Annotated in this window: 16 protein-coding genes; 8 read left to right on the top strand and 8 right to left on the bottom strand. The window is 74.1% G+C overall.

Translation table 11 applies throughout. The features are described 5' to 3' along the window. Positions 1 to 34 precede the first annotated feature (34 nt). Genes AB0J53_RS37730 through AB0J53_RS37710 form a run of 5 tightly spaced genes read right to left on the bottom strand, consistent with a single transcriptional unit; the run spans position 35 to position 6,756 of the window. A complete protein-coding gene (locus tag AB0J53_RS37730; RefSeq protein WP_364181256.1) occupies positions 35 to 790 on the bottom strand; it encodes an SDR family NAD(P)-dependent oxidoreductase in 756 nt (251 codons plus the stop codon). Further along, a complete protein-coding gene (locus AB0J53_RS37725; RefSeq protein ID WP_364181253.1) occupies positions 787 to 1,935 on the bottom strand; it encodes an NAD(+)/NADH kinase in 1,149 nt (382 codons plus the stop codon). Before AB0J53_RS37725 ends, AB0J53_RS37730 begins: the two co-directional genes overlap by 4 nt. Beyond that, complete coding sequence (gene gcvPB, locus AB0J53_RS37720) at positions 1,932 to 3,473, bottom strand: aminomethyl-transferring glycine dehydrogenase subunit GcvPB (protein WP_364181250.1); 1,542 nt, start codon at positions 3,471 to 3,473, stop codon at positions 1,932 to 1,934. Before gcvPB ends, AB0J53_RS37725 begins: the two co-directional genes overlap by 4 nt. After that, the gene (gene gcvPA / locus AB0J53_RS37715; protein WP_219514270.1) at positions 3,470 to 4,795 is read right to left on the bottom strand and encodes an aminomethyl-transferring glycine dehydrogenase subunit GcvPA; all 1,326 of its coding nucleotides are present in this window, start codon (positions 4,793 to 4,795) and stop codon (positions 3,470 to 3,472) included. Before gcvPA ends, gcvPB begins: the two co-directional genes overlap by 4 nt. Further along, positions 4,792 to 6,756: a beta-galactosidase gene (locus AB0J53_RS37710; RefSeq protein ID WP_364181246.1), complete on the bottom strand. Its 1,965-nt coding sequence runs from the start codon at positions 6,754 to 6,756 to the stop codon at positions 4,792 to 4,794. Before AB0J53_RS37710 ends, gcvPA begins: the two co-directional genes overlap by 4 nt. 125 nt (positions 6,757 to 6,881) lie before the next feature. Here AB0J53_RS37710 and AB0J53_RS37705 point away from each other — a divergent pair, with 125 nt between their 5' ends. Continuing rightward, the gene (locus tag AB0J53_RS37705) at positions 6,882 to 7,529 is read left to right on the top strand and encodes a GntR family transcriptional regulator (RefSeq protein WP_364181243.1); all 648 of its coding nucleotides are present in this window, start codon (positions 6,882 to 6,884) and stop codon (positions 7,527 to 7,529) included. Here AB0J53_RS37705 and AB0J53_RS37700 read toward each other — a convergent pair. Then, a complete protein-coding gene (locus tag AB0J53_RS37700) occupies positions 7,518 to 8,132 on the bottom strand; it encodes a TetR family transcriptional regulator C-terminal domain-containing protein (protein WP_364181240.1) in 615 nt (204 codons plus the stop codon). The two genes, AB0J53_RS37705 and AB0J53_RS37700, sit on opposite strands and share 12 nt — an antisense overlap. Before the next feature lie 55 nt (positions 8,133 to 8,187). Between AB0J53_RS37700 and AB0J53_RS37695 the strand changes: the two genes are divergently transcribed. The 5 genes from AB0J53_RS37695 to AB0J53_RS37675 all read left to right on the top strand — a co-directional run bounded on the left by AB0J53_RS37695 (position 8,188) and on the right by AB0J53_RS37675 (position 12,182). Next, the gene (locus AB0J53_RS37695; protein ID WP_364181237.1) at positions 8,188 to 8,733 is read left to right on the top strand and encodes a GNAT family protein; all 546 of its coding nucleotides are present in this window, start codon (positions 8,188 to 8,190) and stop codon (positions 8,731 to 8,733) included. Positions 8,734 to 8,813: 80 nt separating this feature from the next. Further along, a complete protein-coding gene (locus AB0J53_RS37690; protein ID WP_364181234.1) occupies positions 8,814 to 9,392 on the top strand; it encodes a TetR/AcrR family transcriptional regulator in 579 nt (192 codons plus the stop codon). 59 nt (positions 9,393 to 9,451) lie between these two features. Continuing rightward, entirely contained in the window at positions 9,452 to 10,063 is a 612-nt protein-coding gene (locus AB0J53_RS37685; protein WP_364181231.1) for an ECF transporter S component, read from the top strand. Beyond that, complete coding sequence (locus tag AB0J53_RS37680; RefSeq protein ID WP_364181228.1) at positions 10,060 to 11,481, top strand: ATP-binding cassette domain-containing protein; 1,422 nt, start codon at positions 10,060 to 10,062, stop codon at positions 11,479 to 11,481. Before AB0J53_RS37685 ends, AB0J53_RS37680 begins: the two co-directional genes overlap by 4 nt. Next, positions 11,478 to 12,182, top strand: coding sequence for an energy-coupling factor transporter transmembrane component T (locus AB0J53_RS37675; protein WP_364181225.1), 705 nt, complete (start codon positions 11,478 to 11,480; stop codon positions 12,180 to 12,182). The genes AB0J53_RS37680 and AB0J53_RS37675 overlap by 4 nt, the downstream gene beginning before the upstream one ends. Before the next feature lie 17 nt (positions 12,183 to 12,199). On the opposite strand, the gene AB0J53_RS37670 is transcribed toward AB0J53_RS37675, so the two are convergent. After that, a complete protein-coding gene (locus AB0J53_RS37670; protein ID WP_364181222.1) occupies positions 12,200 to 12,853 on the bottom strand; it encodes a helix-turn-helix domain-containing protein in 654 nt (217 codons plus the stop codon). Between the two features lie 53 nt (positions 12,854 to 12,906). On the opposite strand from AB0J53_RS37670, the gene AB0J53_RS37665 reads away from it, so the two are divergent. Next, positions 12,907 to 13,890, top strand: coding sequence for an MBL fold metallo-hydrolase (locus AB0J53_RS37665; RefSeq protein ID WP_364181219.1), 984 nt, complete (start codon positions 12,907 to 12,909; stop codon positions 13,888 to 13,890). Positions 13,891 to 13,958: 68 nt separating this feature from the next. Further along, complete coding sequence (locus AB0J53_RS37660; protein ID WP_364181216.1) at positions 13,959 to 15,314, top strand: GAF domain-containing SpoIIE family protein phosphatase; 1,356 nt, start codon at positions 13,959 to 13,961, stop codon at positions 15,312 to 15,314. Positions 15,315 to 15,339: 25 nt separating this feature from the next. Here AB0J53_RS37660 and AB0J53_RS37655 read toward each other — a convergent pair whose 3' ends face one another. Then, a complete protein-coding gene (locus AB0J53_RS37655; protein WP_364181213.1) occupies positions 15,340 to 16,953 on the bottom strand; it encodes a sulfatase in 1,614 nt (537 codons plus the stop codon). Positions 16,954 to 17,060: the final 107 nt, after the last annotated feature.

Below are 17,060 nucleotides of genomic sequence, written 5' to 3'. Positions count from 1 at the left end.
CTTCGGGGGGTTGTGCGTGGGGGGTGGGGGGAGGTCAGGCGAGCCCGCCGCCGTCGACGACGAGGGCGGACCCGGTGACGTAGCTGGCGGCGTCGCTCGCCAGGAAGAGCACGGCCTGGGCGATCTCGTCGGGGCTGCCGGCGCGGCCCATCGGCCGGTCGGCGGCGTCGGCGTGGAAGGCCGTCCAGTCCTCGCCGAGCTGGCGCGCCTCGTCGCGCAGCATCGGCGTGTCGGTGTCGCCCGGATTGACGGAGTTGACGCGGATGCCGGCCGCGGCGTGGTCGATGGCCAGGGCGCGGGTCATGTTCACCACGGCGGCCTTGGAGGCGCAGTAGGAGATGGCGTTGCCGCCGCCCTTGAGCCCCCACCCGGAGCCGGTGTTCACGATGGAGCCGCCGCCGGTCATCGCCGGGACGGCGTGCTTGCACATGAGGAAGACGGACCTGACGTTGACCGCCATGACCCGGTCCCACTCCTCCACGTCGAGGTCGAGCGCCGTGGTGCGGCGGATGATCCCGGCGTTGTTGAACAGCACGTGCAGGCCGCCGAACGTGTCGACGGCCGTGCGGACGACCTCGCGGCAGTCGTCGGAGGCCGACACGTCGGCGCGCACCGCCACGGCGGCGCCGCCCGCCTCCTCGATCGCCGCCGCCGTCGCCTGCGCGCCGGGCCCGTCGATGTCGGCCACCACCACGCGGGCGCCCTCGCGGGCGAACAGCAGGGCCGTGGCGCGGCCGATGCCGGACGCGCTACCCGTGACGATCGCGACCTTGCCGTCGAGCGTGTTCATCCGTCGTACTCCTCACTTGCCGCGCTGAGGCGGTAGATCGTGCTCTCGCGGTGCCCGGTGATCACCCGGACGTGCCCGCTCAGTGTTCTGTCGAGGTCCTCGTCGCCGCTGTCGGCGAGCAGGGGGCGGCCGTTCAGCGCGGCGAGCTTGGGCTGGGTGGCCAGGACGAGCAGCATGGCCCCGGAGGCCCTGAGCACCCGGGGCGAGATCTGCTGGTTGCCCCGGCCCAGGACGAACCCCTGCCCGCCGATCACCGACAGCACCACCACCGTCTTCCCCGGCCTGACCAGGCCGAACAGCTCGGCCTCCGGCACGTCGGCGGCGATCAGCCGGCCGTCGCCTACCACGTCCACGCCGAGCAGTGTCGTGGCCAGCCCCAGCTCGTCGCCGACCGCCCGGGTGGTGGCGCCGGGGCCGAGGACGTACCGGACGCCGGGTCGCATCCGGGACACGACCTCGCGGGCGATCGCGCCGACCGTGGCCGGGGGAGTGCCGGAGGAGCCGGTCTTGCGGCCGGAGAAGGCGGTGCGGGCCCGCGGGACGCGGACGGTCCCGTACAGGCGGGGCCCGACCAGGCCGCGCCGGTAGCCGTCCTCGTCCAGGTCGACGACCTCGGCCTCGGCGGTGGAGCCGGGCCGGAACCCGGCCGCCACCAGGCCCGCCGTGGCGGGGCTGACGGCGAAGCAGCCCGAGTAGACCTTGACCCCGGCGGGCACGCCGAGCACGGGCGGCGCCTGGTCGCCCAGCTCGCACAGCGCGTCCAGCACGTCCCTGGCGGTGCCGTCGCCGCCCGCGAACAGCAGCAGGTCCACCCCGGCCAGCGCCGCCACGGCCCGCCGCGTGTCCTCCGCCGTGGTCACGGCCGGGGCGTCCGCGCCGCCGGGCCGGACGAGGGCGCAGGCGCCGCCGGCGGCGCGGACGGCGTGCTCGCCCATCGGGCCCGGCACCGTGACCAGGCTGGCCCCGGGGCGGCGGGCCAGCAGGGCGCGCACGGCCCGCGCCGCCCGCTCGGCCGCCCTGGGCACCGCGCCCCTGGCCAGGGCCGCGCGCTGCGCCGCCGCGCCGTCGCTGCCCTTGAGCCCGGCCGCGCCGCCCAGCCCGGCGACCGGGTTGACGACCAGCCCGATCGCCGGCTGCCCGGTCATGCCAGGTGCTTGCGCACGTAGGCGCGCCAGGTGGGCGCCCACTCCGCGGGGTCGTCGAGCGACGTCATGTCGATCTTGTGCACGGTCTGGTTGTACGGGGCCTCCTTGACGAAGGCCGGGTCGCTGCGGGCCTCGGACGCCACGTGCGCCAGGATGGCCGCGTACTCGTCGAGGTCCTCCTTGGAGTACGACTCGGTCGGCTCCAGCGTGAACGGCTCGGGCACCACGTACGGGTGGTGGCTCGTCCAGTAGTGCACGCCGAAGTCGGCGGCCCGCACGCCGATCTCCTCGGAGTGCACCCCGGTCTCCTCGGTGAGCTCCTGCCACGAGTAGCGCACCTGCTCGACCCGCCGCCGCCCCCAGGGCGCCGAAGCGCCGGGAATGTCGAGGATGCGGTGCATGAGGTAGTTGTTGTTGAGCACCGCCGTCTCGGCCACCTGCCGCAGCCCCTCGGCGCCCAGCGCCATGATCCACGCGTACGCGCGGACGATGTTCGGGGTGACGCCCAGGAACGGCCGCACCTTCCCGATCGACGCGGCCGGCGTCTCCAGCCGGTACGTCTCGCCGTCGAAGCCGACCACCGGGCCGGGCAGGAACGGCGCCAGCTCCTCGGAGACGCCGCACGCCCCCGCCGCCGGCCCGCCGCACGCGTGCGGCGTGGAGAACGTCTTGTGCAGGTTGAAGTGGCACAGGTCGAACCTGGCGTCACGGGCCCGGGTGATGCCCAGGATGCCGTTGGCGTTCGCCTGGTCGTAGCAGGCCAGCCCGCCCGCCTCGTGCACCAGGTCGACGAACTCCTGGATGCGCGGGTTGAAGATGCCCGTGTCCTCCGGGTTCGTGATCATCAGGGCGGCGGTGCGCGGGCCGACGGCCGCGCGCAGCGCCTCGATGTCGGGCAGCCCCTCGGCGTCCGGCATCAGCGTGATCACCTCGTACCCGGCGGTCTTGGCGCAGGCCGCGTTCGACGGGTGCGAGAACATCGTGGTGATGACCTGGTCGCGGTGGCTCTCGCCGCGCGAGGCGTGGTAAGCGCGGATCATCGCGATGTTGGCGTAGATGGCCGCCGACCCCGACCCCGGCTGCAGCGAGACCCGGGCCATCCCGGAGATCTCCGCCAGCATCCGCTCCAGCCGCCAGTAGACCTCCAGCACGCCCTGCACGGTCTCCTCGGGCTGCAGCGGGTGCAGCTCCGCCACCATCCCGGCGAAGCGGTCGTTGACCTTCGGGCTGTACTTCATCGTGCAGGTGCCCTGGCCGACGTCGATGTTGAGGTCCACGCCCAGGTTCTCCTGCGACAGCCGCAGGTAGTGGCGCAGCACGTGCAGCTGCGACATCTCGGGCAGCTTCGGCGGCTCCGCCCGGCGCACCGCGTCGGGCAGCTCGACGGCCGGGGCGCCCGGCTCGGGCACGGCGACGCCGCGGCGGCCCGGCGACGACAGCTCGAAGATGATCGGCTCGTCCCATCGCGCCTGGTGGAAGCGGCGCAGCGGCGGCTTGGGGGCGACGGGGAGCTTGGCGAAGGACTCCGCGGGGTTCACAGCGTCTCCTGTACGGCTGCGGCGAGCCGGTCGATGTCGGCGATGGAGTGGCGTTCGGTCACGCAGACCAGGACGGTGGTGCCGTCGAGCGGGACGCCGCCGTAGATGCCGCGCTCGCGCAGCCCGGCGAGCAGGGCCGCGCTGGAGGGCACCTCGACGGCGAACTCGCGGAAGTGGACGGCCCCGGGGTGCAGCACGGTGACGTGCCGGGCCAGCGCGTCCATGGCGTAGCGGGTGCGGGCCAGGACGGTCTCGCCGACCTCCCGCATGCCCTGCGGGCCCATCAGCGCCAGGTAGACGCCGGCCGTGATGCCCCAGAGCGCGGCGGCGGTGCCCACCCACTCCTTGCCGTCCTCGCGGTGGGCGAAGGAGGTGCGGTCGTAGAAGACGTCGCCGAACCCGTACTCGCCCGGCACCTTGGTCGGCGCGATGCCGAACAGCCGCGACGGGAACTCCGCCACCAGCGGCTCGTGGTCATGGGTGGCGATGTAGCCGGCGTGGCCGCCGCCGTAGTTCTGGTGGATGCCCAGCGACTGGATGTCGCCGCAGACGATGTCGGCCCCGTACGAGGCGGGCGGCGCCAGCACGCCGAGCGAGATCGGGTCGGCGCCCACCACGAGCAGCGCGCCGTGGGCGTGCGCCAGGTCGGCGAGCTCGCGCCCGCGCGTCTCGACGACGCCGTAGACGTTCGGCGTCTCCAGGTAGATCGCCGCGTACGAGCCGTCGAGGCCGGGCACCGCGATCTCGCCGTCGCGGCCGACCGGGGCGAGCGTCACCTCGACGTCCGGGGCGAGGAAGTCACGCAGCTTGCTCAGCTTGTCGGCGGTGATCGCGGCGCTGACCAGCACCTTCGACCGCCCGGTGTAGCGGCAGGCCATGCGCAGCGCGGTGCCCGCCGCCTGGAAGCCGTCGTAGGTGGGGACGTTGACGACGTCCATCTCCAGCAGCTCGCCCATCATGCTGACGTACTCGAACAGCGCCTGGAAGCGGCCGTGGTCCTCGTACGGCTCGCCCGCGTACGCGGTGAGGAACTCGCTCCTGGAGTTGACCTCGTCGCACACCGCGGGCACGTAGTGCGGGTAGCAGCCGTGGCCGAGGAAGCTCAGCGCCCGGTCCGTCCCGGTGTCGCGGCCGAGCAGGCCCTCCATGTGACGGACCAGGTCCTGCTCGGCGACGAACGGCGCGGGCAGGTCGAGCGGCCGGTTCAGGCGCAGCTCGGCGGGGATGTCGGCGTAGAACTCCTCGACGCTCGCCGCGCCGATCGCGGCGAGCATCTCGGCCCGCACGCCGGGTTCGGCGTTCGGGATGTACGGGTGCGTCACGTGTCTCCTTCGATCCTGAGCACTACGGCGTCGCGCGGCGCGAGCTCGATCTCGCCGCGCATGCGGGTCCGGGTGAGCAGGTCCGTGCCGGGCTCCGGCAGCGTGACCCGTCGCGGGGTGGTCGTGTGGTTGAGCAGGAACAGGTGGCGTTCGCGCCGGACGGCCTCGACGCCCGGCGGCACGTCGATCGACGCCACGCCCGGCAGGACGCGGCCGAGGATCGGCGTGACGTCGTCGAGCAGGCAGCTCACGTACGTGACCGAGCCCTTCCTGACGACGGCGGGCAGCCCGTCCAGGTCGCCGCCCTCGTAACGGGCCAGGACCTCGGCGCCGTCGTGCGGGCGCAGCCACTCCGCCCAGGTGCGGGCCTGGCCCGTGCCGCCGTCCGCGTGGCGCACCCGCTGGGTGACGCCGTCGGGCAGCGGCCAGAACTCCTCGACGTCCACGCCGAGCAGGTCGCGCAGCGGGCCGGGCGGGCCGCCGGGGTGCACCTGGTCGGCCTCGTCGACCACGCCGCTGAACGGGCCCACGACCAGCTCGCCGGTGGCCGTCGCGAGCGCCTTGGCCTGCTCGTCCGTGCACAGGTAGAGGTTCGGCACGATGACGGCGCGGTAGCCCGACAGGTCGCGGCCCGGCGGGACCAGGTCCACGGCGACGCCCCGGGCGTGCAGCGGCCGGTACCACGACAGCAGCAGCTCCTTGAGCCTGAGCCGGGCCGACGGCATCGACTCCGGCGCCTCCAGGCCCCACCAGCTGTCCCAGCCGAGCACGAGCGCCACCTCGGCGGGCGTGCCGGTGCCCGCGACCTCGGCCAGCCGGCGCAGGTCGGCGCCGAGAGCCAGCGTGTCGCGCCAGCCCCGGGTGCCGGTGCCGCCGTGGGGGAGGAGGGCCGAGTGGAACTTCTCCGGGCCGTAGCGGGCCTGGCGCCACTGGAAGAACATCACGCCGTCGGCGCCGTGCGCGACCGCCTGAAGGCTGTGCAGCCGCATCATGCCGGGCGGTTTGGGGACGTTCACCTCGCGCCAGGACACCGCCGACGGCGCCGACTCCAGCAGCAGCCACGGCCGGCCCTTGAGCGAGCGCATCAGGTCGTAGCTGAGCGCCACCGCCACGTGCGAGTCCGGGTCGGCCGGGTCGGGGTAGGCGTCGTCGCTCACCAGGTCCTCGGCCTCGGCCCACTTCCAGTAGTCGAGGCCGTGCAGGATGCTCATGAAGTTCGTGGTGACGGGGACGCCGGGGGTGCGCTCGCGCAGCACGTCGCGCTCGGCCGCGAACAGCTCCAGCAGCGCGTCGCTGCAGAACCGCCGCCAGTCGAGGAGCTGGGCCGGGTTGACCGGGCCGGGCGCCTGGCGCGGCGGCTCCACCTGGTCGATCGCGGTGTAGTGCTGGCCCCAGCAGGAGGTGCCCCAGGCCGCGTTGAGCCCGCCGACGTCGCCGTAGCGCTCGCGCAGCCAGGCGCGGAAGTGGCGGGCGGACTCGGGGCAGAAGCATTCGAGCGTGTGGTCGGCGTACTCGTTGCCGACATGCCACATCGCCAGCGCAGGGTGGTCGCCGTAGCGCTCCGCCATCGCAGCCGCCAGCCGTACGGCGTGCTCGCGGAAGACCGGCGAGCTGGGGCAGTAGCCCTGGCGGGAGCCGAACTCCAGCCGCACGCCCCGCGCGTCGACGGGCATGACCTCGGGGTGCTCACGCACCAGCCACGGCGGCGGGGTCGCGGTGGCGGTCGCCAGGTCGGCGGCCACTCCGTGCTCGTGCAGCAGGTCGAGCACCCGGTCCAGCCAGCCGAAGTCGTACGATCCCCGGCTCGGCTCCAGGCGTGACCAGGAGAAAACGGCGACGGTCGCCATAGTGACCCCGGCCTCGGCCATGAGCCGCACGTCCTCGGCCCAGACCTCCTCCGGCCACTGCTCAGGGTTGTAGTCGCCGCCGAACAGCAGCCCCGGCACTCGGGTCAGCCCCACTCCCGGCCTCCTTCCTGGGTCGTTCCAAAGCCATGTGATATTTTGTATTCAGAATTCATAGTGCAGCATTTTGTATCACGTCAAGAGGTAGAATCGGCCTCGCCACTAATCCCCGAAGGAGCGCCATGCCCATCGAGCGGCGACCGCTGCGCGAGCAGATCAGGGAAGAGCTGCTTGCCAGGATCGACCGCGGCGACTTCGTCGCCGGCACCGACATCAACGAGGCCGCTCTGGCCGGCGAGCTGGGAGTGAGCCGCACCCCGCTCCGCGAGGCCCTCATCACCCTCGCCGGCGAGGGAGTCCTGGAGAGCAACCAGGGCCGCGGCTTCCGCTTCGCGCCGGTCAGCCGCAAGGAGTTCCGGGAGCTGTGCGAGATCCTCGCCGCCCTGGAGGTGCTGGCCCTCGACTCGTCAGACCCGGCCCACCTGCGCCGCGTCGCGCCCGAGCTGCTCAGGCTGGCCCGCGAGTTCCCCGACCGGGTGGCCGAGCAGCAGGTCATAGAGCGTCACGACGACGAGTGGCACGACCTGCTGCTCAGCGGCTGCCGCAACGAACGCCTGCTCGACCTCATCACCAGCGTCAAGGCCGGGCTGCGGCGCTACGCCCACGTGCTGGCCGGTGACGAGACGCCCCTGGAGCGCGAGGCCGCCGAGCACCGCCGGGTGGCCGAGCTGCTGCTGGCCGGCGACCACGACCAGGCCGCCCAGGCACTGCGGGACAACTGGGTCAACGGGATGGAGCGCATGGTGGCCCGCATCCCCTCAACCGGCTGACCCGCCGGGGGTTTCGGACAGCAGGGACGCGAGGAAGTCGTCCAGCATGGCGGTCTGCGTGTCCGGCGGGAAGCGTTCGGCGTCGAAGAGGGCCTGCACGACCAAGCCGTGGACGAACGCGACCGCCGTGGCCGCCAGCCGGTCGAGGTCGGCCTCCGGGGGCAGCTCGCCAAGACGGCGCGCGGCCTCCAGGTGCGGGCGGATCGCCGCGCGCATGCGGACGTAGCGGCCGGCCTGGTCGGCGCGCAGCCCGTCGTCGGCCAGGGCCAGGTCCCAGGAGCTGACCCAGACGCGGTTGCGGGCGGCGTCGTCGGGCGTGAGCGGCAGGACGTCCAGCAGCACGGCCCGCAGCGCGGCGGCGCCCTCGGCCGGGCGCGGGCGGCGCGGGCGCGCGGAGGTGTGCTGTTCGAGCAGGTGCAGGGCGTGCCCGACCAGGGCCCGCTTGGTGGGGAAGTAGTGCATGAGCATCCCCGTCGACACCCCCATCTCGGCGGCGACGGCCCGCAGGGTCAGCCCGCCGAACCCGTGAGCGGCCAGGATGCGCCAGACGGCCTGCGAGACGTCCTCGCGGCGGGCATCGCGGTCTCCGGGTGCGGGCGGCATGGTGCTAGCTTACATACCGAACGCTCGTTACGTACCCCCGAGATCGAGGTTGCCCGTGTTCGCACTGCCGCTCGCCGACGACGCCCAGCTCCGCCCCCTGGAACCCTGGAACGCCGAGGAGTTCCTGGCCCACATCGACCGGGCGCGGCCCGACGTGGATCCGTGGATCCCGTGGGCGTCGCAGAGCACCGACCTCGCCTCCGCCACCGCCGTCCTGCAGCGCTACGCCGACAGGCAGGCCCAGGACAGCGGCCGCATCTACGGCATCTGGCTCGACGGCACCCTGGTCGGCGGCGTCATGTTCACCAGCTTCGACGCCGCCACCGGGGTGTGCGAGATCGGGTGCTGGCTGGAGGCGGCCGGCACGGGCCGCGGCCTGGTCAACCGGGCCTGCCGCGCGCTCATCGACTGGGCGTTCACGCGGCGCGGGATGAGCCGGGTGGAGTGGTGGGTCTCGCCCGGCAACGCGCGCAGCATCGCGGCGGCGCGCAGGCTCGGCATGACCCGCGACGGCGTGCTGCGCGGACGCTACCCGTATCGCGGGGTGCGGCACGACAGCGAGGTCTGGTCGATTCTCGCCGACGAGTGGCCCGCCCCCTGACCCCCGCGGCGGCGGCCGGTCACGGCTGCCCCATAATGACACCCGTACCGTTTCATTACAGGCTGACGAAGGAGGGCACGGTGGTCGTGGAGCGCAAGCGGGGCCGGCCCACCGCGGAGGAGCGGGAACGGCGCCGCGACGAGATCCTGGACGCCGCCGTGCGGCTGTTCGTCGCCGACGGCTACCAGGGCATGTCCATCGACAGGCTGGTGGCCGCCGCGAAGGTGACCAAGCGCACCGTCTACTCCTACGTCGGCGACAAGCCCGAGATCTTCGCCGCCGCCGTGGAACGGCTGCGCCGGCGCACCCTGGAGCCCGTCGCGGGCGAGGACGAGACGCTGGCGCGGCTCGCCACCCGGATCGTGTTCACGCTGCATTCCGACGAGGCCGTCGGGCTGCACCGGCTCATGATCGCCGAGGCTCGCGCGTTCCCCGGGCTCGCGGCCAGGTTCTACCGCGAGGGCCCGGACGAGTACGTCGCGGCGCTGCTCACCCGGCTGCCCGAGCCGGACCCGGCGCTCGCGGAGGCCCTGTTCGCGCTGCTGCTCGGGGAGCCGCACCGCCGGCGCCTGCTCGGCCTGCTCCCGGCCCCCACCGAGAGCCGCGCCCGCGAGCAGGCCGCCGCCGCGCTGCGGCTGCTCGGGCTCGACCCCCACTGATCGCGCAAGGAACGCCGGCGCCGGCGATGGAAGGCGCCCGGCGAAGGAAGGTGCCCGCAATGTTGGACAACCCGGCTCGGCTGCGGTATCGCACGATCGACCTGGTCACGGTCGTGATGCTCGGTGTCGCGGTCGGCGTCGTGTTCTGGGGCTGGGACCAGCTCTATCACGTGCTGAGCGGCGCCGCGGCGTTCGCGTTCCCGCCGAGCAAAGGGATCTTCGGCGGCGCCTGGCTGCTCGGCGGCCTGCTCGGCGGGCTGATCGTCCGCAAGCCGGGGGCGGCGCTGCTGACCGAGGTGGTGGCCTCCTCGGTGGAGGCGTTGCTCGGCAACGGCTGGGGGTTCACCAACGTGATCTCCGGCGCCATCCAGGGCGCGGGCGCGGAACTCGTGCTCGCCCTGTTCCTCTACCGGCGCTTCGGGCCCGTGGTGGCGATGCTCGCCGGGACCGTCGCGGCCGCCGGTGAGGCCCTGTACGAGTGGGCGGTGTACTACCCCGAATGGGCGCTCGGCTACAGGCTCGCCCACCTGGGCTTCTTCGGCGTCTCGGGAGCCCTGGTCGCCGGGCTCGGCGGCTGGGCGGTGGTGCGCTCGCTGGCGCGGACCGGGGCGCTGGACGCCTTCGGACCGGGGCGGGAGCACCACGATCGCGCCGCGGCGCGCCTGCGATGAGCCGGGCACGCGCCCGGCTGCGCGGCTTCGGCTGGTGGCCGCTCGGCCGGCCCGCGCCGGTCGTCGAGGGACTCGACCTCGACATCGGGGCCGGGGAACGCGTCGGCCTCGTCGGCCCGAGCGGCGCGGGGAAGACGACCGTCATCCACGCGCTCGCCGGCGTGCTCGGCGAGGCCGTGCCCGGCAGGCGGAGCGGAGAGGTGCTGGTCGACGGCGGCATCGGCCTGGTGCTGCAGCATCCCGGCGCGGCGGTCGTGGCCGACCGCATCGGGCGGGACGTCGCCTTCGGCCCCGAGAACGCGCGGATGCCCCGGGACGAGATCTGGCGGCGCGTGCACGACAGCCTCGAACGGGTCGGCCTCACCTACCCGGTGGACCGGCCGACCTCCGCCCTGTCCGGCGGCGAACTGCAACGGCTCGCCCTCGCCGGCGTGCTGGCGCTGCGGCCGGGCCTCATGCTGCTCGACGAGCCCACCTCGATGCTCGACCCCGCCGGCGCCGCGGCCGTGCGGGCCGCGGTGGCGCACAGCCTGGCCGGCACCGGCGTCTCGCTCGTGGTCGCCGACCACCACATCGGACCCTGGCTGCCCCACCTCGACCGGATCGTCGTCCTCGGCCGGGCCGGCGAGATCACGCACGCCGTAAGCCCGGCCGCCTTCCGCGACCTGACCGGACCGCTCGCGCACACCGGGATCTGGATGCCGGGCCTGCCGCCGCCCCGGCCGCAGCCGGTCGCGGACGCCCTGGTCGCGCCCGGCGGGCCGGGGCCGACGGTGCGCGCGCGGGAGCTCGGCGTCGACCTCACCGTCCGCCGCCTGCGCGCGACCGTCACCGTGACGGCGCTCGACGCCGTCACGGCCACCCTCCCCCCGGGCCGGACCACCGTGCTCACGGGCCCGTCGGGTGCGGGCAAGTCCACGCTCGTCGCGGCGCTGGCCGGCCTCGTCCGCCCGGCCCGGGGCGAGATCACCGGGCTGCCCGCGCCGCCGCACCGGCTGCGGTCGGCCGCGCTCGCCCGCCTCGCCGGGTGGGTGCCGCAGCACCCCGAGCACGGGTTCCTCGCCGCCACCGTCCGGGCCGAGATCGCGCACACCGGCACGCGGCTCGGCATCCCGGTCGACCCGGAGGCGATCATGGACCTGCTCGGCCTCACCGCGCTCGCCGACGCGAGCCCGTACCGGCTCTCCGGCGGCGAGCAGCGGCGGCTCGCCCTCGCCGCCGCCCTCGCGCACCGGCCCCCGCTCGTCCTGCTCGACGAGCCCACCGTCGGGCAGGACCGCCACACCTGGGCCGCCGTCGCCGGGTGGGTGCGCGCGAGCGCCCGCGGCGGCGCCACCGTCGCGGTCTCCACCCACGACCCGCACCTGATCGGGCTCGCCGACCACCGGCACGCCCTCGACCCGGGGCGGGCCCGGTGACCGGCGTCCTGGCGCGCGTCAACCCGCTGGTGCTCATCGCCGTCAGCCTGCTGGCCCTCGTCGCGTCCCTGGGCATCCGGGACCTCACCGGCGCGGTGATCACCCTCGGCTGCTACCTGGTCGCCGGCGTGATCCTGCTCCCGGCGCGCTCCGGTCCGCCCGCCCGGTTCGCCGCCGTGGCCGCCGGGGCCCTCTCGGTCGCGTACTCCAGCTGGCTCCTCGGCGGCCGGCACCTGGAGGCCGCCGTCGTGGCCGGGCTCCGCATCGTCGTGCTCGCGCTTCCCGGAGCGGCCGTGGCGCCCCTGGTCGACCCGGCGGCGCTGGCCGGGCAGCTCGGCCAGCGCCTGCGGCTGCCGCACCGGTTCGCGGTGTCGCTCGCCGCCGCGCTGCACCGCTTCGACCAGCTCGGCCGGACCTGGCACGAGCTGGCCCGGGCGAGGCGGGCTCGCGGTTCCGGGCCCGGCCGGGGGCCCGTCTCGCGTGCGCGGTACGCGGCGTCGATCACGTTCGCGCTCCTCGTCGCCACCCTGCGCGACGCCACCGGCCTGGCCGTGGCCATGGACGCCCGGGGGTTCGCCCGCGCCCGCACCCGCAGCTGGGCCGAGCCCGCGCCGTGGACCCGGGCCGACACCGCGGTGCTGCTCGCCGGCGTCGCCCTCGCCGCCGTGCCCCACGCCGTGGGGGCCTTCTTCGTACGCTGAACGCCGCCGGGCGGCCGTCAGCCTCGCGCCGCCGGCGGCGTGACGGCCCGGGCGAACAGGTCGGCGTGGCGCAGGGCGCGCTCGCGGGCCTTGTCACGCTGGGCGGGGGTGGCGTCGTCGTGCAGCCACAGCACGCGGGCGTGCGCGATGGGCGAGAGCAGCGCGTACGCGAGGTCGTCCGCGTCGCCCAGGTCGTCGCGGATCAGCCCGTCGTCCAGCCAGCGCCGGAACACCCCGGCCAGGTGCTCCAGGGAGGCGTCGATGGCGTCGGCGAGCGCGGGGTCGTGCATGAGCCCGTCGCGGGCGGCGAGGCTGGCGAGCCGGCGCCCCTCGGGGGTGTCCCAGGCGTCCAGGACGGCGGCGGCCAGGTCGCGCACGTAGGCGGCGGGGGAGCCCGCGGGCGTGGCGTCGAGCCCGGCGATGGCGGCGACCGTGATGTGCGGCCCGCCGAGCGCCAGGGCGGCTTCGAAGATCGCCTGCTTGCCGGGGAAGTGCGCGTACAGCACGCTCTCGCTCAGCCCGACCTCGCGGGCGATGGCGCGCACGGAGGTGCCCGCGTAGCCGTGCCGGGCGAAGAGGGTGAGCGCGGCGCGCAGCAGCTCCGCCTTGGTGTCGCCGGCGTCGGCCTTGGCGGGGCGGCCGGGACGCCGGCGGGGTGCTGGCCGGTTCATGCGCCCACCCTATCGCTTGCAAATAATCGAACGTTCGCTTAGTTTCGGTGGACATGAACGTCACCTTCGACCGCGAGATCGCCGAACGGCCGCCCGGATTCCAGGGACCCAATCTGACGCCCGCAGGGCTCGAATTCGTCCCGCGCGAGCTCGCCCCCGGCGTGCACGCGCTGATGGCCAACCTGCCGCCCAAGGACAACAGCGGCGTCATCGCCGGCACGGACGCCGCCCTGGTGATCGACTCCGGCATCACGCCGGGGATCGCCCGCAAGATCCAGCGCCTCGCCGCCGGCCTGACCCCGGCGCCCGTGCGCTACCTGGTCAACACGACCTACCACGGCGACCACACGTTCGGGAACGCCGCCTTCCCGGCTGACGTCACCATCGTGTCCCACCGGGCGAACCGCGACGCCATGACCGACCTCGGCCGGGAGAAGGCCATGCGCGCCGAGAGCATGTACGGCGACGACGCGCTGCTCGACGAGGTCACCACGTGGCGCGGGCCCGATCTCGTCTTCGACTCCTCCTGTGAGATCGACCTCGGCGGCCAGGTGGTCGGGCTGCACTGGTTCGGGCAGGGCAACGGACCCGGCGACACCGTGGTTTACGTGCCGTCCGCCCGCGCCGCGTGGACCGGCAACTTCGTGGCCGTCGGCGGCATCGCCATGCTGCTGCAGGGCGGCCCGGGACCCTACCTGGCGGCGGTGCGCCGGATGCGGGACGCGCTGCCCGGCCTGGAACGGATCGTCCCCGGCCACGGCCCCGTCGGCAGCGCCCCGGTCGCCCTCGCCGAGCTGATCACGTACCTGGAAAGGCTGGAGAGCGAGGTGGCGGAGGCCGTCCGCGCCGGACTGACGCTGGAGGAGACCTACGCCGCGTGCACGGACCCGTTCGAGCGCGGCCTGCCCGGCTCGCTCCTCGACGGCCTGGCCGCGTACGAGCTGCCGCAGGAGATCGCCCGTCCGCGCTTCCTCCACGCGGTGCGCGAGCTGCACCGCCTCAACGTCCTCGTCACCTACCGGGTGCACACCGGGTGACCTCACGGTGCGTGTCGCGCGGACCGCGGCGGGGCATGAGCAGGCTGGGGGCATCTCGGGGGGGTGAGGTGGGCGAACAGCGCGGCGACGGCGCGTCCGAGGGCGACCACGGGCGGCGGCCGGATGCGGGCCACGGGCAGGCCGGGCTCGGGCGGGCCGGGCTCGGGCAGGTCGGGGAGCTGAACGAGCGGTTCGCGCGCCTGCTCGCGGCGGTCCTGGCGATCAGCTCCGAGCTGGAGCTCGACGCGACGCTGCGCACCATCGTCGAGGTCTCGGCCGACCTGGTCGACGCCCGCTACGGCGCCCTCGGCGTGCTGAACGAGGAGGGCGAGTTCAGCGACCTGTTCACCAGCGGCGTCTCCGACGAGGTGCACGAGGCCATCGGCCGGCTGCCGACCACGCACGGCCTGCTGGAGGAGCTCATCAGCCATCCGCGCCCGCTGCGCGTGGACGACGTGACGGCCCATCCCAAGTTCCGCGAGTTCCCCGAGGGGCACCCGGTGATGCGGACGCTGCTCGGGACGCCGATCCTGGTGCGCGGCACCGCGTACGGCAACATGTACTTCGCCGACAAGCGGTCCGGGGCGCCGTTCACCGGCGACGACGAGCGGATCATCGCGGCGCTGGCCAGCGCGGCGGGCGTCGCCATCGAGAACGCCCGCCTGTACGCGCGGATCCGGCGCAGCACCGAGGAGTTCCAGCGCAGCCTGCTCCCACGGCTGCCCGAGCTGCCCGGCATGCAGGCGTGCGCCCGCTACCGTCCGTCCAAGACGGTCCCGCAGATCGGCGGCGACTGGTACGACGCGATCGTGCTGCCCGACGGCGTGCCGTGCCTGATCGTCGGTGACGTGATGGGCCACGACATGCGCTCGGCCACCGTGATGAGCCAGGTCAGCAACATGCTGCGGGTGCTCGCCTACGAGCAGTGCGAGCCGCCCTCCCGCATCCTGCACCGCCTGGACGAGGTGCTGCACGGCCTGCACGGCGGCCCGATGGCCACCGTCCTGCTGGGCCGCCTGGAGGAGCGCGGCGACAGCGAGTGGCGGCTGCGCTGGAGCAGCGCCGGGCACCCGCCTCCGCTGCTGGTCCCGGCCGCCGGACCGGCCCGCTACCTGCGCGCCGACGGCGGCCATCCGCTCGGCGTCACCGCCGAGCTGCCGCGCCCGGACCACGAGCACGTCATCCCCACCGGGTCCACCCTCATCCTCTACACGGACGGGCTCATCGAGAACCCGGGGCACGGGCTGGACGAGGGCATGGACAGCCTGGCCAGGGCCGCCACCGAGCTGCGCCACCTGCCGGTCGACGAGATGTGCGAAGGGCTGCTGGGCCACCGGGACGGCGAGTTCACCGACTTCACCGACGACGTGGCCCTGCTCGCCCTCCGCCTCGCCGAACCGGCCACGCTCTGCGGCGGCGTCTGAGCCCGCAGCCCCCGCGCGCCGGTGCTCAGGAGCCGGTACGCGCCGCCGTCCAGCAGTCGGTCTTCCCCGGGCGGCCGCAGTCCGCCAGCCGGTCGAGCGCCTCGGCCAGGCCGGCGGTGCGCGCGTTGCCGGGGTCGTTGTGCTCCTGGTGGGGGTCGGTGGCGGTGTTGTAGTACTCGGGCTCGGCCACGCCCCGGTACTCGACGTAGAGCTCGCCCGCCGTGCGCACGGCGGCGTAGTCGGGCGGCCCGCCGTTGCCGCGCTTGAGGTCGTCGGCGTCCGGGTCGGGCCTGCCCTCCGCGGCCGGGTCCGGCCTGACGTGCTCGATCAGGGCGGCGTCGCGCCACTCCTTCGGCCGGTGCCCGGAGATGAGCGGCAGGAGGCTGCGGCCGTCACGGCTGTCACGCCGCGCCGGGTCCACCCCGGCGATGTCGAGGAAGGTCGCGAACAGGTCCACGTTCTGCGCGATCGCGCCGGTGACCAGGTCGCCCTGCCGCCCGGCGGCCGGGCGCTTGACCAGCAGCGGCACCCGTACGTCATGGTCGTAGGCCGTGGACTTGCCGCGCACCAGCCGGTGCTGGCCCAGGTGGAAGCCGTTGTCGGAGGTGAACACCACGTAGGTGTTGCGCCGCTCGGCGGGCGTGAGCGCCGACAGGACGCGTTCCACCATGTCGTCGACCGCCTGCACCATGCGGACGCGGTCACGGAAGTCCGTGCGCAGCTCCTTGGTGAGCTTGGGGCCGATGGGCTGCCTGCGCACCCAGGCCGGCTTGTCCGAGGTGTCCTCGTCGAAGGCGGGCAGCGAGGTGACGTCCACGGTGTCGCAGTCGACGCCGCCGCAGTCGCCGTTCGGGAACTGCCCGGCCGGCCACTGCTTCTTCGGCCGGTCCCGGTACGCGGGCGGGAAGCGGGGCTCCTTCTGGCCCGGCTTGACGTTGACCCTGGAGTGCGGGGAGAACGGCGCGACCTGGAGGAAGAACGGCTTGCCCGGCGCGTGCTCGCGCGAGCGCTCCAGGAACTTGACCGCGCGCCGGCCCAGCACGTCCACCAGGTAGTCGCCGCCGGAGACGATCGGCTTGCGCCCCGGGGTCTCCTCCTCGATGTAGCCGGTGAGCCGGTAGCGGAACTCGTTGTAGCCGCCGCCCGCGGACACATGCCACTCGGCCCAGCCCGGCGGCACCTGGTAGCCGGCTTCGGCCGGATACTCGTTGATGTACTTGCCCAGGTAGCCGGTGCGGTAGCCCGCCTTGCGGAGGTCGGTCGCGTACGTGCGGCCCTCGTGCTTGGCGAACGCCGCGTGGCCGCCCCGGTCGGCGCCCTGGTTCGTCTGCACGCCGGTGTTGTGCGGGAACTCGCCGGTGAACGTCGAGGCGCGCGACGGGCAGCACAGCGAGTTGGACACGTAGTAGTTGCTGAACGTCGTGCCGTCCGTGGCGAGGCTCTTGACCGTGTCCATGTAGTTCAGCAGCTCGGCCGACATGTCGTCGACGAGGAAGAACACGATGTTCGGCTGCTTGGGCCGCTCCGCTTGTGCACTCCCTTGGGCGGCGGTCTCTTGGGCGCTCGCCGGCGCTGTGCCGGAGAGCGCCAGCGCGACGGCGGCGGCCGCCGCGGCGAGGCGTTTGCTGGGGATTCGCATGATCAGGGGGCTCTTTACTGTCGGTGCATTCGGGGTGTAAGCACACTAATCACGCATTTGACGTCCTCGCACCAGAAAGCCCCTCAGGGGTTTCTGGGAACCGTGGC

It is taken from the genome of Nonomuraea sp. NPDC049725 (assembly GCF_040674795.1).
Taxonomy (GTDB): Bacteria; Actinomycetota; Actinomycetes; order Streptosporangiales; family Streptosporangiaceae; genus Nonomuraea; species Nonomuraea ceibae.
Note: the sequence above shows the minus strand (reverse complement) of the source record. Positions and strands in the feature narration are given on the sequence as shown.